General features: G+C 47.4%; 17 protein-coding genes. 8 read left to right on the forward strand and 9 right to left on the reverse strand.

What is annotated here, in order from left to right; translation table 11 throughout:
• The first annotated feature begins 137 nt into the window (after positions 1–137).
• Both ACYVD4_RS02455 and ACYVD4_RS02460 read left to right on the forward strand, forming a co-directional pair.
• The gene (locus ACYVD4_RS02455; protein WP_460942976.1) at positions 138–1,346 is read left to right on the forward strand and encodes an acetyl-CoA C-acetyltransferase; all 1,209 of its coding nucleotides are present in this window, start codon (positions 138–140) and stop codon (positions 1,344–1,346) included.
• Positions 1,347–1,442: 96 nt separating this feature from the next.
• A complete protein-coding gene (locus ACYVD4_RS02460) occupies positions 1,443–3,599 on the forward strand; it encodes a 3-hydroxyacyl-CoA dehydrogenase NAD-binding domain-containing protein (protein WP_460942043.1) in 2,157 nt (718 codons plus the stop codon).
• A gap of 92 nt (positions 3,600–3,691) precedes the next feature.
• Here the strand turns inward: ACYVD4_RS02460 and ACYVD4_RS02465 are convergent, their stop codons facing one another.
• From ACYVD4_RS02465 to ACYVD4_RS02480, 4 genes are read right to left on the reverse strand one after another with little or no spacing between them, the layout of a single operon-like run.
• On the reverse strand, positions 3,692–4,267 hold the full coding sequence (locus ACYVD4_RS02465; protein WP_460942045.1) for a ribonuclease HII: 576 nt from the start codon (positions 4,265–4,267) through the stop codon (positions 3,692–3,694).
• 17 nt (positions 4,268–4,284) lie between these two features.
• Positions 4,285–5,355, reverse strand: a complete 1,071-nt coding sequence (locus ACYVD4_RS02470; RefSeq protein WP_460942047.1) for a VWA domain-containing protein — start codon at positions 5,353–5,355, stop codon at positions 4,285–4,287.
• A gap of 3 nt (positions 5,356–5,358) precedes the next feature.
• The gene (locus ACYVD4_RS02475) at positions 5,359–6,393 is read right to left on the reverse strand and encodes a hypothetical protein (RefSeq protein ID WP_460942049.1); all 1,035 of its coding nucleotides are present in this window, start codon (positions 6,391–6,393) and stop codon (positions 5,359–5,361) included.
• A complete protein-coding gene (locus ACYVD4_RS02480) occupies positions 6,390–7,256 on the reverse strand; it encodes a DUF58 domain-containing protein (protein WP_460942051.1) in 867 nt (288 codons plus the stop codon). The genes ACYVD4_RS02475 and ACYVD4_RS02480 overlap by 4 nt, the downstream gene beginning before the upstream one ends.
• 83 nt (positions 7,257–7,339) lie before the next feature.
• Between ACYVD4_RS02480 and ACYVD4_RS02485 the strand changes: the two genes are divergently transcribed.
• The 4 genes from ACYVD4_RS02485 (at position 7,340) to trxA (ending at position 10,736) form a co-directional block, all read left to right on the forward strand.
• A complete protein-coding gene (locus tag ACYVD4_RS02485) occupies positions 7,340–7,726 on the forward strand; it encodes a DUF4296 domain-containing protein (RefSeq protein ID WP_460942053.1) in 387 nt (128 codons plus the stop codon).
• Positions 7,723–9,048 carry a protoporphyrinogen oxidase gene (hemG, locus tag ACYVD4_RS02490; protein WP_460942055.1) on the forward strand — a complete coding sequence of 442 codons (1,326 nt, stop codon included), beginning with the start codon at positions 7,723–7,725 and terminating at the stop codon, positions 9,046–9,048. The genes ACYVD4_RS02485 and hemG overlap by 4 nt, the downstream gene beginning before the upstream one ends.
• A 93-nt stretch (positions 9,049–9,141) precedes the next feature.
• Positions 9,142–9,942, forward strand: coding sequence for a polyprenol monophosphomannose synthase (locus tag ACYVD4_RS02495; protein WP_460942057.1), 801 nt, complete (start codon positions 9,142–9,144; stop codon positions 9,940–9,942).
• Between the two features lie 113 nt (positions 9,943–10,055).
• Positions 10,056–10,736: a thioredoxin gene (gene trxA / locus ACYVD4_RS02500; protein ID WP_460942059.1), complete on the forward strand. Its 681-nt coding sequence runs from the start codon at positions 10,056–10,058 to the stop codon at positions 10,734–10,736.
• 20 nt (positions 10,737–10,756) lie between these two features.
• Here trxA and ACYVD4_RS02505 read toward each other — a convergent pair whose 3' ends face one another.
• The 5 genes from ACYVD4_RS02505 to ACYVD4_RS02525 all read right to left on the reverse strand — a co-directional run bounded on the left by ACYVD4_RS02505 (position 10,757) and on the right by ACYVD4_RS02525 (position 13,790).
• Positions 10,757–11,029 carry a DUF167 domain-containing protein gene (locus ACYVD4_RS02505; protein ID WP_460942061.1) on the reverse strand — a complete coding sequence of 91 codons (273 nt, stop codon included), beginning with the start codon at positions 11,027–11,029 and terminating at the stop codon, positions 10,757–10,759.
• 5 nt (positions 11,030–11,034) lie between these two features.
• Complete coding sequence (locus ACYVD4_RS02510; RefSeq protein ID WP_460942063.1) at positions 11,035–11,424, reverse strand: tautomerase family protein; 390 nt, start codon at positions 11,422–11,424, stop codon at positions 11,035–11,037.
• Positions 11,421–12,335 (reverse strand): SDR family oxidoreductase, encoded by a 915-nt coding sequence (locus tag ACYVD4_RS02515; protein WP_460942065.1) that lies wholly within the window; start codon positions 12,333–12,335, stop codon positions 11,421–11,423. The genes ACYVD4_RS02510 and ACYVD4_RS02515 overlap by 4 nt, the downstream gene beginning before the upstream one ends.
• A gap of 93 nt (positions 12,336–12,428) precedes the next feature.
• Positions 12,429–13,142 (reverse strand): peptidylprolyl isomerase, encoded by a 714-nt coding sequence (locus ACYVD4_RS02520; RefSeq protein WP_460942067.1) that lies wholly within the window; start codon positions 13,140–13,142, stop codon positions 12,429–12,431.
• 21 nt (positions 13,143–13,163) lie between these two features.
• Positions 13,164–13,790 carry an ABC transporter ATP-binding protein gene (locus ACYVD4_RS02525; RefSeq protein ID WP_460942978.1) on the reverse strand — a complete coding sequence of 209 codons (627 nt, stop codon included), beginning with the start codon at positions 13,788–13,790 and terminating at the stop codon, positions 13,164–13,166.
• 142 nt (positions 13,791–13,932) lie between these two features.
• Here ACYVD4_RS02525 and purN point away from each other — a divergent pair, with 142 nt between their 5' ends.
• Both purN and ACYVD4_RS02535 read left to right on the forward strand, forming a co-directional pair.
• Entirely contained in the window at positions 13,933–14,511 is a 579-nt protein-coding gene (gene purN / locus ACYVD4_RS02530; protein ID WP_460942980.1) for a phosphoribosylglycinamide formyltransferase, read from the forward strand.
• On the forward strand, positions 14,508–14,921 hold the full coding sequence (locus tag ACYVD4_RS02535) for a hypothetical protein (protein ID WP_460942069.1): 414 nt from the start codon (positions 14,508–14,510) through the stop codon (positions 14,919–14,921). The genes purN and ACYVD4_RS02535 overlap by 4 nt, the downstream gene beginning before the upstream one ends.
• Positions 14,922–14,956 lie beyond the last annotated feature (35 nt).

Raw genomic sequence — 14,956 nt, forward strand, 5'->3', positions numbered from 1 at the left:
GATTTCAGACAGGGGATACGCTAACAAGCAGTATCCCCTGTTCGTTTTTCAGCAAAGAAATTTCCGAAAAATCCTTTATCCTGAGTTTTATTTCTTTCACATTTAGGCTCATTTTCCTGAACCTTGATTTCTGTATGATGCAAGAAGCCCTGATTTATGATGCGGTTCGAACTCCTCGGGGACGGGGAAAAAGCGATGGTTCTCTACACGACGTACAGCCGATCCAACTCCTGACTACGGTTCTTCGTAACCTTCGCGACCGGAATCAACTCGATACATCGCTGATCGATGATGTGATATTGGGTTGCGTGACGCCCATTGGCGAACAGGGGGCCGATATTGCCCGAACAGCCGCGCTTGAAGCTGGCTACGCCGAAACAGTATCGGGTGTCCAATTAAATCGCTTTTGCTCATCGGGGCTGGAAGCGCTCAATATGGCGGGAGCTTACATAATGTCGGGCCAGACTGATGCAATTGTAGCGGGTGGTGTCGAATCGATGTCACGGGTGCCGATGGGTTCCGATGGGGGCGCTCTCTTCATGAATCCGCAGATTGTAGCTCGTCATAACATTGTTCCGCAAGGGATTTCGGCAGATTTAATCGCCACGAAATATGGTTATTCCCGCTCGGATGTTGACCGGTTTGCAGCCGAATCCTATCGGCGGGCTGTTAATGCACAGGCCAATAATCGTTTCCAGCGAACGCTCGTGCCCGTAAAAGATGAGCTTGGTGTTACGTTACTTGATCGTGACGAAGGTGTTCGGCCTGATACTACGTTAGAAAGTTTAGCCAAACTGAAACCCGCCTTCGAAGCGATGGGGCAAATGGGCTTAGACGCACTAGCCTTACTGAAATACGCTCAGTTTGGTGCCATAAATCACGTTCATCACGCGGGTAATTCGTCGCAGATTGTCGATGGAGCGGCTGCCCTTCTGATCGGGAATCGGGAGTTTGGCGAAAAGACAGGCTTGAAACCTCGGGCTCGCATCAAAGCGTTTGCTATGGTCGGTTCAGAGCCAACCATCATGCTCACAGGGCCGATCCCGGCCACCCAAAAAGTACTCAAGCGCGCAGGGATGCAAATCTCCGACATCGATCTGTTTGAGGTTAACGAAGCCTTTGCCGCCGTACCGATGTTGTTTATGGATGAGTTTGGCGTCGATCACAGCCAACTAAACGTAAACGGCGGTTCAATTGCTCTTGGCCATCCACTCGGCGCAACAGGTGCCATCCTTTCTGCTACGTTAATCGACGAGCTAGAACGATCAGACAAACAATTTGGTCTCGTTACGCTCTGCGTTGGGGGTGGTATGGGCGTAGCAACCATTATAGAGCGAGTTTATTAATGAATAATGTAAAATGGACAATTCAGAATGAAGATGCTGATTTTTAATCCATTACCCATTTTACGTTATTCACTATCAATTGACTATTTCCCCCTTATGATACATTATAAAGTAGATCAGGATATTGCGGTTATTTCGTGGGAGATGACTACGTCGCCAATGAACGTACTAAACGACGATTCTATTCCGGCGTTTGAAGCTGCTTTGCTACGTGCCTACTCCGACGAAACGGTTAAAGGCATTATCGTTACGTCGAACAAACCCGAATTCGTAGCGGGAGCTGATCTGAAAATGATTCTTCGGAATAACGATAAAGAACCCGCTGAAATGTTGAAAGTTTCATCGGAGCTGAATCGGGTATTCCGAAGTATCGAAACTTCTGGCAAACCCACTGTGGCCGCCATCAATGGCACGGCACTCGGCGGTGGTTACGAAATTTGTCTAGCCTGCCATCACCGCATTGCCCTTAACAATCCGAAAGCCTTGATTGGCCTGGTCGAAGTAACAATTGGGCTGCTGCCGGGCGCGGGTGGTACACAACGGTTGCCTCGTATGATTGGTATTCAGGCGGCCTTGCCTTTGATTCTGGAAGGTAAGAAAGTAGGCATTCAGGAAGCACAAAGCCTGGGTATGGTCGATGATATTGCTGATACTCCCGCCGACTTACTTGAAAAAGCTCGTGCCTGGATTTCCGCGAATCCCAAACCGCTGAAGCCTTGGGACGAGATTGACCGCAAAACAGGAAAAATCGTCGGGAAAGATAATTTTAAGGTTCCCGGAGGCAATGTTCAGACTCCCGTTGGCGCACAGGCTTTTGGTCTAGGAACGGCCATGGTGATGGATAAGACTAAGGGGAATTACCCCGCTCCTATCGAAATTTTGTCCTGCGTATACGAAGGTTTACAGGTAAACATCGACCGGGCGTTGGTTATCGAAGCGCGTCATTTCGTAAACGTTGCTACGTCGAAAGTCGCTAAAAGTCTTATTCAGACAATGTTTTTAGGACTAAATGAAGCTAACAAAGGCGTTAGTCGGCCGAAGGATATTCCTAAAACCGATGTTAAGAAACTGGGCATTATCGGTGCGGGCATGATGGGTGCAGGTATCGCCTACGTATCAGCGCAGGCGGGTATCAACGTAATGTTAAAAGACGTATCGTCTGAAGCGGCCGAACGGGGTAAGGATTATTCCCGGAACTTACTTGCTAAAGCTGTTGAGCGCGGTAAAACGGATTCGGCCAAAGCGGAAACAATTCTGAACCAGATCAAAACAACCGATACGGTTCAGGATTTGCAGGATTGCGACCTGATTATCGAAGCCGTTTTCGAAAATCGAGACTTGAAGGTGCAAGTAACGCATGAAGCCGAATCAATGCTCGCGACTGATGGCGTATTTGCATCCAATACGTCTACTTTACCGATCACAGGGTTAGCTGAAGCATCTGCCAAACCAGCCAATTTTATCGGTATCCACTTCTTTTCGCCAGTCGATAAAATGATGCTGGTGGAGATTATAATCGGAAAACAAACATCCGATTACGCGCTGGCCGTAGCCATGGATTATGTTCGGAAGATTCGCAAAACGCCTATTGTCGTCAATGATTCGCGCGGATTTTATACGTCTCGCTGCTTCAGCGCCTATTCATCGGAAGGAATGGAATTGTTAAAAGAAGGCGTCAATCCAATTCTGATTGAAAATGGCGGAAAAGACGCGGGTATGCCCGTTGGTCCGCTGGCCGTCACGGACGAAGTATCGCTGGAGTTGGTTTACAAAATCTCGGGACAGGGCGTAAACGATGGAGCGGTCAGTGAATCTGATACAAGCTATAACGTATCCGGAAAATTTGTGAAGCTGGGGCGGCTCGGCAAAAAAGCCAAGGCAGGTTTCTATGATTATCTGGAAGGTGGTCAAAAACAGCTTTGGGCTGGTTTAAATGATTTGTTCCCTGTAGCAAATGATCAACCTAAGCTAGACGAAGTGAAAACGCGGTTGCTCTTTCGTCAGGCCATTGAAGCGGTACGTTGCCACGCCGAGAACGTAGTACGAACAAAACTAGACGCTGATATCGGTTCAATTTTAGGGTGGGGGTTTCCAGCATACACCGGTGGAGCCTTGTCGTTTGTCGATTTTGTCGGAATCGATACGTTTGTCGAAACCTGTGATCGGCTGGCCGATACGTATGGCGAACGTTTCCGCCCAACTGAAACGCTACGTCAGCAGGTTATTCAGGAAAAGAAAGAATCTACTGTGTGATGCTACGTAGTGTGAACATTGACTATGAAGTAACCCCACCCTAACCCCCCCCCCGTAGGGAGGGATTTAGGGTGGGGTTTATACAATACGACTTAAATCAGCCGGAAACTCATACGGTGGTATTTTGTCGGGCCAAACTCCCGAATAGCTTCTCGATGTATTGGTGTGGGATAACCTACATTTTTTGCCCAGCCATAGGCTGGAAATTCCAGACCGAGTTGCTCCATAAGTTCATCCCGATAGGTTTTGGCCAATACCGAAGCGGCTGCGATAGACAGAAAATGAGCATCGCCCTTTATGATACAGGTATGCGGAATCATCGGGTAAGGCACGAATCGGTTACCATCGACCAGTAGATGTTCTGGCTTAATAGTCAGGGCATCTACGGCACGGTGCATCGCCAGAAAGCTGGCTTTCAAAATATTAATCCGGTCAATATCTTCATGTGATACTTCGGCTATTGCCCACGCCAGTGAATCCCGTTCAATATCTGTTCGCAGACGTTCGCGTTGGATGCGGCTAAGTTGTTTCGAATCGTTCAGTATGGAATGCGTGTAGTTTTTGGGCAACACAACCGCAGCCGCCACCACCGGTCCAGCCAGACAACCTCGCCCAACTTCGTCCAGACCGGCTTCCAGCACATCCGCGTTATAATAGGATTTCAGCATAACGTAGTGTGTCTTTCTTAATCTTCTAATACGTTTCCAAAAATTGTATTTTTCAGCAATAGAACCAGCAACAGAAAACAAATGGCCCAATAGAGATAGACCCGATAGTAATCCTGAATATCTTCATAAACCCGTATCTGCACAGGGGATTTTTCTAATCGATTAATTTGCGCAAAAACCCGTTGCAAATTCCGGGCATCAGCCGCACGAAAAAAGCTACCGTTTCCAATTGTAGCAATTGTTTTCAAAATTCCTTCATCGACTGTGACGGCTGTATTAGACGTAGCGACAAGCTTTCCCACAGCAATGGTATAGATTCTTATATTAAATGCCTTCGCTAGTTTGGCGGCTGTTGCCGGATCAAGATTACCAGCCGTATTATCGCCGTCGCTTAGTAGAATCACAATTTTGCTACGTATTGCTTTTAGCGAATCAGATGGATTTTGAATCGGCGTTGAATTCCGCATTCGGTTTATGCAACGAGCCAACGCATCGCCAATAGCCGTTCCCGATGTACGTATCATCTGAGGATTTAAATCGCTCAGATACTGTTTCACTAATCCATAATCGGTAGTAAGTGGACACAAGGAAAACGCTTCACCCGCGAAGACAACCAGACCAATCCGATCATTTTTACGACCATTGACAAATGCCTGTGCTACGCGCCGGGCCGCAGCCAGCCGGGTTGGCGCCAGATCGGTTTCGTTCATGGACTCCGATACGTCGACCGCCAGCATAATGTCAATTCCTTCCGATTGCTCATCACGTAACTCCCGAACAATTTGCGGTCGTGCCAGTGCGACCAACACCAGGCTGATTCCAATAAAAAAACTGAGCGGTAACAGATAACGTAGCGTACTTAGCAGCGATTGCATAGCCTGCGTTCGGAATGTGCCGCCACCCGTTGCCGAACGAGTTAAATAGCTTACCGAAATGTTTAAACGCTGCTGTGATTTCCGATGCAGGTAATACCGCAGAGCAAACAGTAGCAACACAACCGGAATACCCGCCAAAGCCAATGGATGCGCAAAATGAAACAGTTTCCACTGCGACGGACTAAACCAATGTAGCGAATACCAGGGCGCCATGCGTTAAAAAGTAGGTGTATCGACCGAATCAGTAGTCTCCTGCTTATCGGCTGGTGAATGGTTAGAACGTAGCAACCGGCTACGGCTACGATAGTACGTTTGGGTCGCTACGTCGCTTAATACCTGCAACGACTGGTGTGATTGCAGAGAAAATGTACCCCCATAAATCATTTGATCGGCTTCGCGGAGCGCATTTGTAATACGTTCATCGTTTAATTGCTCAGCCAATTCGGGCGTTGTCATGGCTGTATATGGTACCGTATCAATTAACTCCAGATACGCTTTCCACATCACAATGGCCTGATTCGCAGTGTCGGCGGCTGTATAGGCATTCAACCGATTGATAAGACGCGTGTAATTACGATGGAAGTTAACATGCTGCCGATTTAGCTTATACAACCGCCATTGCCGCCGAATACTACGTCCGAACAACGCATAAAGCAGCGTAGCGCCAAAACTGATAGCCAGCACACCAACACCTAATGACATATAATTAAACTCCTGTTGCACCGGAGCCAGCGCGGTCGACGTAGCGAGTTTCAGCGATTGCCGACGCGATGAATCGGAAAGTGTTACGGGCAACTTCGAACGAAGAAAAACGGTATCTGTTTGCGTCCACTGCGCCGTACAATCCTGTGCGTTAAGAATTCGAACCGGAACACGTAGCAGTTGAACCGAATCGGTTTCGAACGATACCAACGTGTAAACAGCACTATCGCGACTAATTGCCGAACGGCCTGTTCCAACAGTCTGCGTCGTGAAGGTTGCTACGTTCTGTACGCGGTACGGGGCAAAATGCTTCGCGGTGTCGGGAAACAGTACGTCGTTTTTCGTCGGATGACGATACGTTAGTGAATACTGAAACGGTCGGCCAATTTCAATACTATCGGTCAGAAAATAACCGTGCAATGCCTGTAAGACAATTTTTGGTTGCGATGACGAAATTCGAACAGCCGTTTTCTCGACCGGTGGTTGCGCCAGAACAGCAGTCATCGTAAGTCCGAACAGCAGAAAAAAATAGGGTAGAATGGTTTTCATCGCTGTTTCCGGACTCTAAAAAGCTCAACAAGTTTCGGAACGAAATCTTCCTGCGAATCGAGCGCCAGATAATTGGCATCGTACTGCCGACAAAGTCGTTCGAGCCGAACCTGATTCTGCCGGAACGTATCGTGCAGTTCTTTCCGAAAGGAAGCCGACGACGTATTGGCCCAAACAGTACGTCCGGTTTCGGTATCATGAACCGGAATAATACCCAGTTTGGGCAGATTTACCTCGCGCTGGTCATACAGATGAATAACGACCAGATCGTGTTTCTTCGCTAGTGCTTTCAGATTATGTTCATAACTAACGTCGATAAAATCAGAAAGCAACATCACAACGCTACGTCGTTTTAACCGGTTGAGTGTAAACAGAATGGCTTCACCCAATCGGGTTCGGCGCGATTCGGGCTGGAGTTTATATAAGCTCATAATCAGCTGATAGCCCGTTTTGAGCCCGTTAGCGGGTTTAAGGTACCGTTCTTTCTGGTCCGAAAAACAATACAAACCAACGTGACTCGCTTCCCGAATGGCCGATAATGCGAGTACTCCGCAAACTTCTTTAGTAGCTTCGAGCTTATCGCGGTGGCGCGGCCCAACCTGTTGCGACGCACTCACATCGACCATAAAAAAAACGGTCTGATCTTTCTCTTCCCGAAACACTTTTACGAACGTACCGTGGCCTTTCGATGACACGTTCCAGTCGATAGCCCGCACGTCGTCGCCATATTGATACGTCCGCAAATCGCTAAATTCCAGTCCTGTTCCTTTAAAAACCGACCGAAAACTGCCACGCATCTGCGAATTCACCGCCTTTCGGATGCGAATATCGAAGTTATGAAGCTTAGCCAGGAAATCATCCATGCGAAACAGTCGTTATACTATTTTAACAGCCAATCCCGAACTTTGTCGGGTGAGTTAACCTTACAAAGCTATCATTTAAACGTATGCATCGGAATCGTTATATAGCTGATTTACGGAATCTATTGCTGATTGTCGGTTTGGTCACTGGCTGCACAAACCTGGAAGACGCTCGCCCGGATAACCTGATTCCTGAGGACAAGATGGTCGCTATTTTGACCGAAATACACTTGACCGAAGCACAAGTGAGCCGGATGAGTCTGGCAGCGATCGATTCGTCGAATATTGTGTATAAATACTTGGAGACGAAGCTTTTCAAGAAAATGCAGGTCGACACGGCGGCTTATCGGAAAAGCTACAACTATTATTCAACCCACCCGAAAGAAATGGAAGCTATTTATAAGCAGATTACCAAAAATCTTGAACGCCGGATCGATACGAAAAAAACACCTCAAAAAACCGAAAAGAAATGACTGTAGGCATTATTGGCGCAGGAATTTCGGGGCTTACGGTGGCTTATGAGCTGCAAAAACGAGGTATTGACTACCATATCTGGGAAGCGGATAGCCAGCCCGGCGGTTACATGAAATCGCGCTGGGAAACGGGAGCAAACGGCAATCGTTACTTACGCGAACTAGGACCAAATTCACTACTGGGCGACAGTAAATTGCTGTTATGGCTCGATGAACTTGGCCTGACACCTAAACTGACATTTAGCAATCCGGTGAGCAAAGCCCGTTACATTTTTCGGAACGGTGCATATCGAAAACTTCCTTCCGGGCCTTTATCGTTGCTATTCGGCAACTTTTTTAGCTGGTCGACTAAGCTGGCTATTTTTCGGGAACGTAACAACCGCACTACGTCGCCCCCCGGCGAAACGCTGGCGCAGTTTTTCCGCCGTCGATTTTCTGGCGAGCTGGTCGATTATTCGTTAGGCCCATTTGTGGCGGGTATTTACGCCGGAAGCCCGGAAAATCTGCTCGTTTCAGAAACGTTTCCGTCGTTGCTGCAATACGAAAAAGAATTTGGCTCGGTACTGAAAGGATTTATCAAGAATCAATCGGCGGGAGAGCGTCGGCAATCATTTAGTTTTAAGGATGGAATGCAAATGCTTCCGGATGCGCTGGCCGAAAAGCTAACCAATTTATCGCTTAATACGTCGGTTAACAATATCGAAAAAACAGCGCAGGGTTGGCAGGTCATTACTACGTCGGGTAACTACGAAGTCGATACGTTAGTCTTGTCTACAAGTACCGAAGCAGCCGCAAAACTGGTTGCTACGTCTTACCCGAAATTTGCCCACACGCTACGTCAGATTAGCTATCCGCCCATGACGGCGGTTCACTCGGCGTTTAAACGTAGCGACGTAACGCACCCGCTCGATGGCTTCGGCGGACTCAATCCACAGACCGAACATCAGTTTACGAGCGGTCATATCTGGAGCAGTTCGGTTTTCGACGGACGTTGCCCCGACGATGAGGTGCTTCTGACAACCATGGTTGGTGGTAGTGCTGGTGCCAGCAACGCCCGACTGCCCGACGACGTACTGATAGAAAACGTTCAGCGCGAATTGGAAACTAGTTTTGGCGTTAAAACGAAAAATCCAACGTTCAGGGCCATTCAGCGATGGGAAAAAGCGATTCCGCAGTATGATTCGGCCATTGTTGCCGTGAAAGAACCAATCAAAGCCGTCGAATCCGACCGTCTGTTTGTGTGTGCTAACTGGTATGGCGGTGTGTCGTTGTCCGACTGTATTGGCAAGGCCCGCAAACTAGCTAACGAATTAGGATCGTAGCGCGTTGATTAACAATTTTTAATGATTATTTTGTACAAAAAAGGAGTAATTCTGTGTTGTATGAATAACTCCCCAAAACTTACTCATTAGCCAGTGAAAGAGCGCTTAGTCGTTATTCCGACCTACAACGAAATTGAGAATATCGAAGCGATTATTCGAAAGGTTTTTAGTTTGCCTGAACCTTTTGATGTTCTCATTGTCGACGACGGCTCGCCCGACGGAACGGCGCAGCGCGTTCGCGATTTACAAACTGAATTTCCGCCGTTGGGTTCGTTTTGTCGGCTTCACCTCCTCGAACGACGTGGTAAACTCGGTTTAGGAACGGCCTATATCGACGGTTTCAAATGGGCATTGTCGCGCGGGTATCAGTATCTGTTCGAAATGGACGCCGATTTTTCGCACAATCCTGAAGACCTTATAAAACTCTATAACGCCTGCGCCAACACAGGCCCCGATCGTGCCGACGTAGCAGTTGGCTCGCGCTACATACGGGGCGTCAACGTAGTGAACTGGCCAATGGGGCGCGTGCTGATGTCGTATTTCGCGGGTGTCTACGTCCGGTTTGTGACCGGTATGCCCGTAATGGACCCAACAGCAGGTTTTGTCTGCTACCGGGCCGAAGTACTGGAAATTATTCTGCACAATCCGATTCGGTTTGTCGGCTACGCGTTTCAGATTGAGATGAAATTTACGTGCTGGAAATACGGTTTCCGCATCCGTGAAGTACCTATTATTTTCACCGACCGTACGAAAGGCGTCTCGAAAATGTCGTCGAAGATTTTCAAAGAAGCTGTTTTTGGCGTGTTGCAAATGAAAATCAGCAGCTTTTTCCGGCATTACATACCCCGTCGGGAAGCCGCAACAAAAGTAGAAGAACCAGTAGATGCGGTTTAGTAATCTCCATTTAGAAAACTAATCCGGCTTATATAGTCTGAATCCTTATAAAAACGAGCACTTTTACTGTAGAAGTGCTCGTTTTGTTCCTATTGGCTAATAAATCAATCTGTATGAAATACATTCTGCCTCTCTTATTTCTTTGTCAGTTGGTACGTGCGCAAACCGTTTCGGTCGATACGTTTGCTACGTTGTTGAAGCAAAATCCGCAAGCACAATTAATTGATGTAAGAACGCCTACCGAGTTTGCCGAAGGCCATTTACCCGGTGCGGTAAACATCAATTCGCAACGGGACGATTTTAGTCGGGCGCTTGGCCAACTCGACAAAACAAAGCCTGTATATGTTTATTGTTTATCGGGAGGACGTAGCAAACGAGCTTTCGACAAGTTAACAGAATTAGGTTATACCGATGTGCGCGATTTGAAAGGCGGTTACCTGAAATGGTCGTCACGAATGATGCCCGTCGAAGGTGTAACCCCGTCGAAAGACCAGCCCCAATGGACTACTACTCGCTTCGATCAGTTAATCAAGGCGCAACCGGTAGTGCTTGTCGATGTATATGCTTCGTGGTGCGTTCCCTGCAAGAAAATGGCACCTGTTATTGAAAAACTTTCGACTGAATTAGCCGGAAAGGTTACGATTGTGAAATTGAATGCCGACACAGAAAAACCACTTCTACAAGCGTATCAGGTCGATGAACTACCAACAATTTTGGTATTCCGGGATGGCAAGCTAAAGGCCCGCGAAATTGGCTTTCGCGACGAAACCGCTCTACGTGATCTGGTGAAATAAAATGAAACGGCCTGAGATTCTCAGGCCGTTTCATTTTCTAGCTTTTTAATAAACTGCTCGTAGCTTTCCAGTGCTACGTCGATTTCAATACGTTTGTGCGGATTGGTAAAACCCGCTACAATCGTTACGTTCGATTTAGGAATTCCCAGTTGTTTTGCCAGAAAATCAACCAGATACGCATTCGCTTTGCCATCCTGCGCTGGCGCTTTGATTTTCGCATTGAGCAAACCGGAAGCATCGTAAAACAAGCGGTCGATTTTGCTACCGGGTTTTACTTTCAGATGCAGAATCATACGTATCAGACGTTGATTTTGTAGTTCAGCGTAATTTCGTCACCCGTCATGCCCCGAAAACCCCAATTATGGGCCGGGCTCTCCAGAATACAAATCTCAAGATCGGTTACAGCCAGATTCAGCGCGGCACCAATACGTTCATATAAAAGGTGAATCAGCTTTTTCTTCGTGTCAACGCTACGTCCCTCCATCATGATAAACTCCAGAATAACGTAGCGTTCAGAAGCCGTGGCAGGCCGGAAAAAATCATCAGAATCGAGGTAGAAAAAACGGTGCGCGCGTTTGTTCGCTGGAAATTGAAGCGCATCAACAACGCAGGAATGGATCACGTCTGAAAGTTGCTCCCGAATTGGTAATAACTGTTCACGCACGCCGTAAATTTTCACCTGACTCATACCGTCTGCGGCTTAAGCTGACTTGCCAGCACGGCAATTCCTTCATCGAACGTATGCGGATCGTAACCCAGCACGGTGCGAGATTTGTCGAGAATGAATCCTGTACGCGGAGGGCGACGGGCAACCTGCGTAAAGTTCGACGCATCGGCCTGCGCAATAAGCGACTTGTCAAGGCTAAAATAGTCCGCCGTTTTGATCGCCATTTCGTAAGGTGTCAACACTTCTTTCCCTGATATATTGAAAATACCTTTGGCTTCTTTGTCGGCAATCAGATAGCAACCAACCGCCAGATCTTCGGCCAGCGTTGGGCTACGCCATTGGTCGGTAACGACTTTAATATTCTTGCCGTCTTCGAGCGATTTTTTCACCCACAGAATAATATTGCTCCGGCTCATGTCATGTGCAATACCGTAAACGAGCATCGTGCGAGCAATGGCCCATTTTATATCGGAATGCTGTACTGCTGCTTCGCCCGCCTGTTTGCTCCAGCCATAAAAGCTGATTGGATTAGGTTCGGCAGTTTCGTCATAAGGACCAGCCGTGCCGTCGAAAATAAAGTCGGTTGATACGTGTACCATAAAGGCATTCGTATTTCGGCAGGCTTCAACGATGTATTCAACCGCGTAAACATTCTGTGCCCAGCAGGTTTCCTTCTGAAGTTCACACTTATCTACATCGGTCATAGCGGCACCGTGGATAACTACGTCAGGATTCACCTCGCCTATTATGTCCAGCACCTGTTGTTTATTGGTAATATCCATCGACCGATACGAGTATCCTTCGGTATAAGGCAGACGGTTTTCACCACGCGCCGTAGCGATTAGCTCTACATTCGATTGTTTAGTGAGCAGGTGAACCAGTTTTTGCCCCAATAACCCATTGGCACCTGTAATAAGGATGCGTTTTTTCATAAGCGAGAAGTAAGTGAGTATTAGGAGTGAGGAGTGAGTATTAGGAGATTTGCTAATAAAAACGAAAACCGGATGGCTCCTAATACGCGCTCCTCACTTTGAATACTGATACTTATATTGTTTCGTGATTTTCTTTTTCTTAATCCAATCGCCGGTCATGCTCATCCGAACATTTTTCAAGGGCCGGTCCATTTCGTTACGTGGCTGTTTGGCAATGCTATCGACAATGGCAAGACCATCAATTACCTCGCCAAAAACGGTATAACTCCCATCCAGGTGTGGCGCTCCGCCCAGCGTTTTATAGGTCTGCTTTTGCTCCTCCGTAAATACACGTTCGCCAGCACCTCTGGCTTTAGCCCGGTCAATCTGGGTTTGCAATTCACTATCGGACCAGGTTCGTCCCTGCACAATATAAAACTGGCAACCACTCGACGCTTTTTCCGGATTGTTATCGCGGGCAGCGGCCAAAGAGCCTTTCTTATGGAAAAGCGTAGGCGTAATTTCAGCGGGTACTTTATAACCTATATCCCCATTGCCAAGCGGCTCACCGTCTTTCGCATTTTTCGATTTCGGATCACCACCCTGCACCATAAATAAGGGAATAATACGATGAAAAAGGAGGCTGTCGTAGTATTTCTGACCGACGAGCTTGATAAAGTTTTCCTTATGTTTTGGTGTCTGGTCGTACAGCACCAGTCGCATTGGCCCGAAATCGGTGTTGAGCGTAACCAGATAATCCTTTTTCTTCCGATTCTGTGCTACGGTCAGTACGGGTAGCAGTATAAAGAGGAGCAGAAGTCTGCGCATAATTGTTTGATGAGTGTTACGTTATAATTCGACCCGATTCTGAAATACGTCTTTCAACCGTTGGTCGTGGGTAACCACAATCAGGCTGGCGCCAATTTGCTCCGACTGTTCGCGAAGAAGTTTCACGACACGGGTTGTATTTTCATCGTCGAGGCTCGACGTTGGTTCATCGGCCAGAATAACGCCGGGCTGATTCATCACCGCACGGGCAATACTCACCCGCTGCTGCTCACCCTGACTAAGCTGGTTTGTTTTCTTGTTGAGATGATCACCAAAACCTAATTGCCCAGCCAGTTCACTAGCCCGGCTTTTATCCTGTGGTTTACCCGCTAAATAATTCGCCATCAACAAATTATCAAGTACTGACAGCGAGCTGACAAAGTGTGGTTTCTGATAAATAATACCAACGTGTTTGGCCCGAAAAGCGGCTGTTTCGGCCACGCTGAGTTTTGTCAGATCGGTCTGATCAATGATCACGGAACCGCTTTTGGGTTTCAGCAGCAAGGCCAGTAAATGCAGAAAAGTCGTTTTTCCTCTGCCAGAGCTTCCTAAAATCAGAAGTGCTTCGCGGTTGTCGCAGCGAACGTCGGGAAACGTGAACTGTTTCGCAGAACTATATTCGAATGTGAGTTTGTTGGTTGCCAGCATCGTATTCAGGCGAGTATCCACAAAAATAGGCAAAAGTCCAGTATCGCGATGCGAAAGAACAATGGATAATGAATAATGGATAATTTTACACGAGCAATGCTTATTGCACATTCTTCATTATCCATTATTTATTATTCTGGCCTTGAAACGTATCGTTCTGTTTGCTTCGGGTTCTGGTTCAAATGCGGAAAAAATCGCGGCTTATTTTTCTGAAAACGCTGAAGTCGACGTAGCACTTATTCTATCGAATAATCCGAAGGCGGGTGTTATCGAACGGGCCCGCCGGTTGCACATCCCAGTTCTGCTGTTCGACCGAACAACTTTTTACGACACAAATCAGATTACACAACTTCTTTTGAATCAAAACGTTGATTTGATTGTGCTGGCCGGATTTATGTGGCTAATGCCCACCGAACTGGTACGTGCGTTTCCGAATAAAATTGTCAATATTCATCCGGCACTTTTGCCAAAATTTGGTGGCAAAGGAATGTATGGGCACTACGTTCATGAAGCCGTTGTAGCGGCTGGCGAAACAGAATCCGGCATTACCATTCACTACGTGAACGAGCGTTACGACGAAGGGCAGGTTATTTTTCAGGCAACTTGTCCGGTATCTCCCACTGATACGCCCGACGACGTAGCACGTAGCGTACAGGTTCTTGAACACGAGCATTACCCCAAAGTAGTGGCTGATCTACTAACGATGAAGGCTGACCAATGAATTATAAAAAAATAGTTATCCTGGCTCTAATAGTTGCAGGTAGCTTACAGAGCTGTTTTCAACCTGTAGTTTACCTTCGGAATCATCGAAATTACCCGGTTGAGGTATTTTATGACAATCAACGTCCCGACCGCCCGTTTGAGCCGCTTCAGGATCTGGAAGTAAAAGGAGACGTAGCACTCGATAGTCGGCAGTTAGACAAAGAGAACCAGCGTATGCTCAGCCGTGGAAATGATGCGCAACAGAAAGAGCTGATGCTGGCCCGGCTTACCACACAAGCGAAAAAAATAGGTGCCGATGCGCTGATTGCCGTGAAATATAAATATTACACGTCGATGAGTGATAACGGCTACGTAATGACTGGATTAGCCGTAAAATATAAGCGGGAAGTCGAAACCACCCAGAATTAAAAAGGGCCGTCTGTCAGACGGCCCTTTTTACTATA

This window comes from Spirosoma daeguense (assembly GCF_054776875.1).

Excerpts from the sequence above, each read along its gene's own strand:
- ACYVD4_RS02455 (WP_460942976.1), top strand. The coding sequence starts at position 138 with ATGCAAGAAGCCCTGATTTATGATGCGGTTCGAACTCCTCGGGGACGG.
- ACYVD4_RS02460 (WP_460942043.1), top strand. The coding sequence starts at position 1,443 with ATGATACATTATAAAGTAGATCAGGATATTGCGGTTATTTCGTGGGAG.
- ACYVD4_RS02465 (WP_460942045.1), bottom strand. The coding sequence starts at position 4,267 with ATGCTGAAATCCTATTATAACGCGGATGTGCTGGAAGCCGGTCTGGAC.
- ACYVD4_RS02470 (WP_460942047.1), bottom strand. The coding sequence starts at position 5,355 with ATGGCGCCCTGGTATTCGCTACATTGGTTTAGTCCGTCGCAGTGGAAA.
- ACYVD4_RS02475 (WP_460942049.1), bottom strand. The coding sequence starts at position 6,393 with ATGAAAACCATTCTACCCTATTTTTTTCTGCTGTTCGGACTTACGATG.
- ACYVD4_RS02480 (WP_460942051.1), bottom strand. The coding sequence starts at position 7,256 with ATGGATGATTTCCTGGCTAAGCTTCATAACTTCGATATTCGCATCCGA.
- ACYVD4_RS02485 (WP_460942053.1), top strand. The coding sequence starts at position 7,340 with ATGCATCGGAATCGTTATATAGCTGATTTACGGAATCTATTGCTGATT.
- hemG (WP_460942055.1), top strand. The coding sequence starts at position 7,723 with ATGACTGTAGGCATTATTGGCGCAGGAATTTCGGGGCTTACGGTGGCT.
- trxA (WP_460942059.1), top strand. The coding sequence starts at position 10,056 with ATGAAATACATTCTGCCTCTCTTATTTCTTTGTCAGTTGGTACGTGCG.
- ACYVD4_RS02505 (WP_460942061.1), bottom strand. The coding sequence starts at position 11,029 with ATGATTCTGCATCTGAAAGTAAAACCCGGTAGCAAAATCGACCGCTTG.
- ACYVD4_RS02510 (WP_460942063.1), bottom strand. The coding sequence starts at position 11,424 with ATGAGTCAGGTGAAAATTTACGGCGTGCGTGAACAGTTATTACCAATT.
- ACYVD4_RS02515 (WP_460942065.1), bottom strand. The coding sequence starts at position 12,335 with ATGAAAAAACGCATCCTTATTACAGGTGCCAATGGGTTATTGGGGCAA.
- ACYVD4_RS02520 (WP_460942067.1), bottom strand. The coding sequence starts at position 13,142 with ATGCGCAGACTTCTGCTCCTCTTTATACTGCTACCCGTACTGACCGTA.
- ACYVD4_RS02525 (WP_460942978.1), bottom strand. The coding sequence starts at position 13,790 with ATGCTGGCAACCAACAAACTCACATTCGAATATAGTTCTGCGAAACAG.
- ACYVD4_RS02535 (WP_460942069.1), top strand. The coding sequence starts at position 14,508 with ATGAATTATAAAAAAATAGTTATCCTGGCTCTAATAGTTGCAGGTAGC.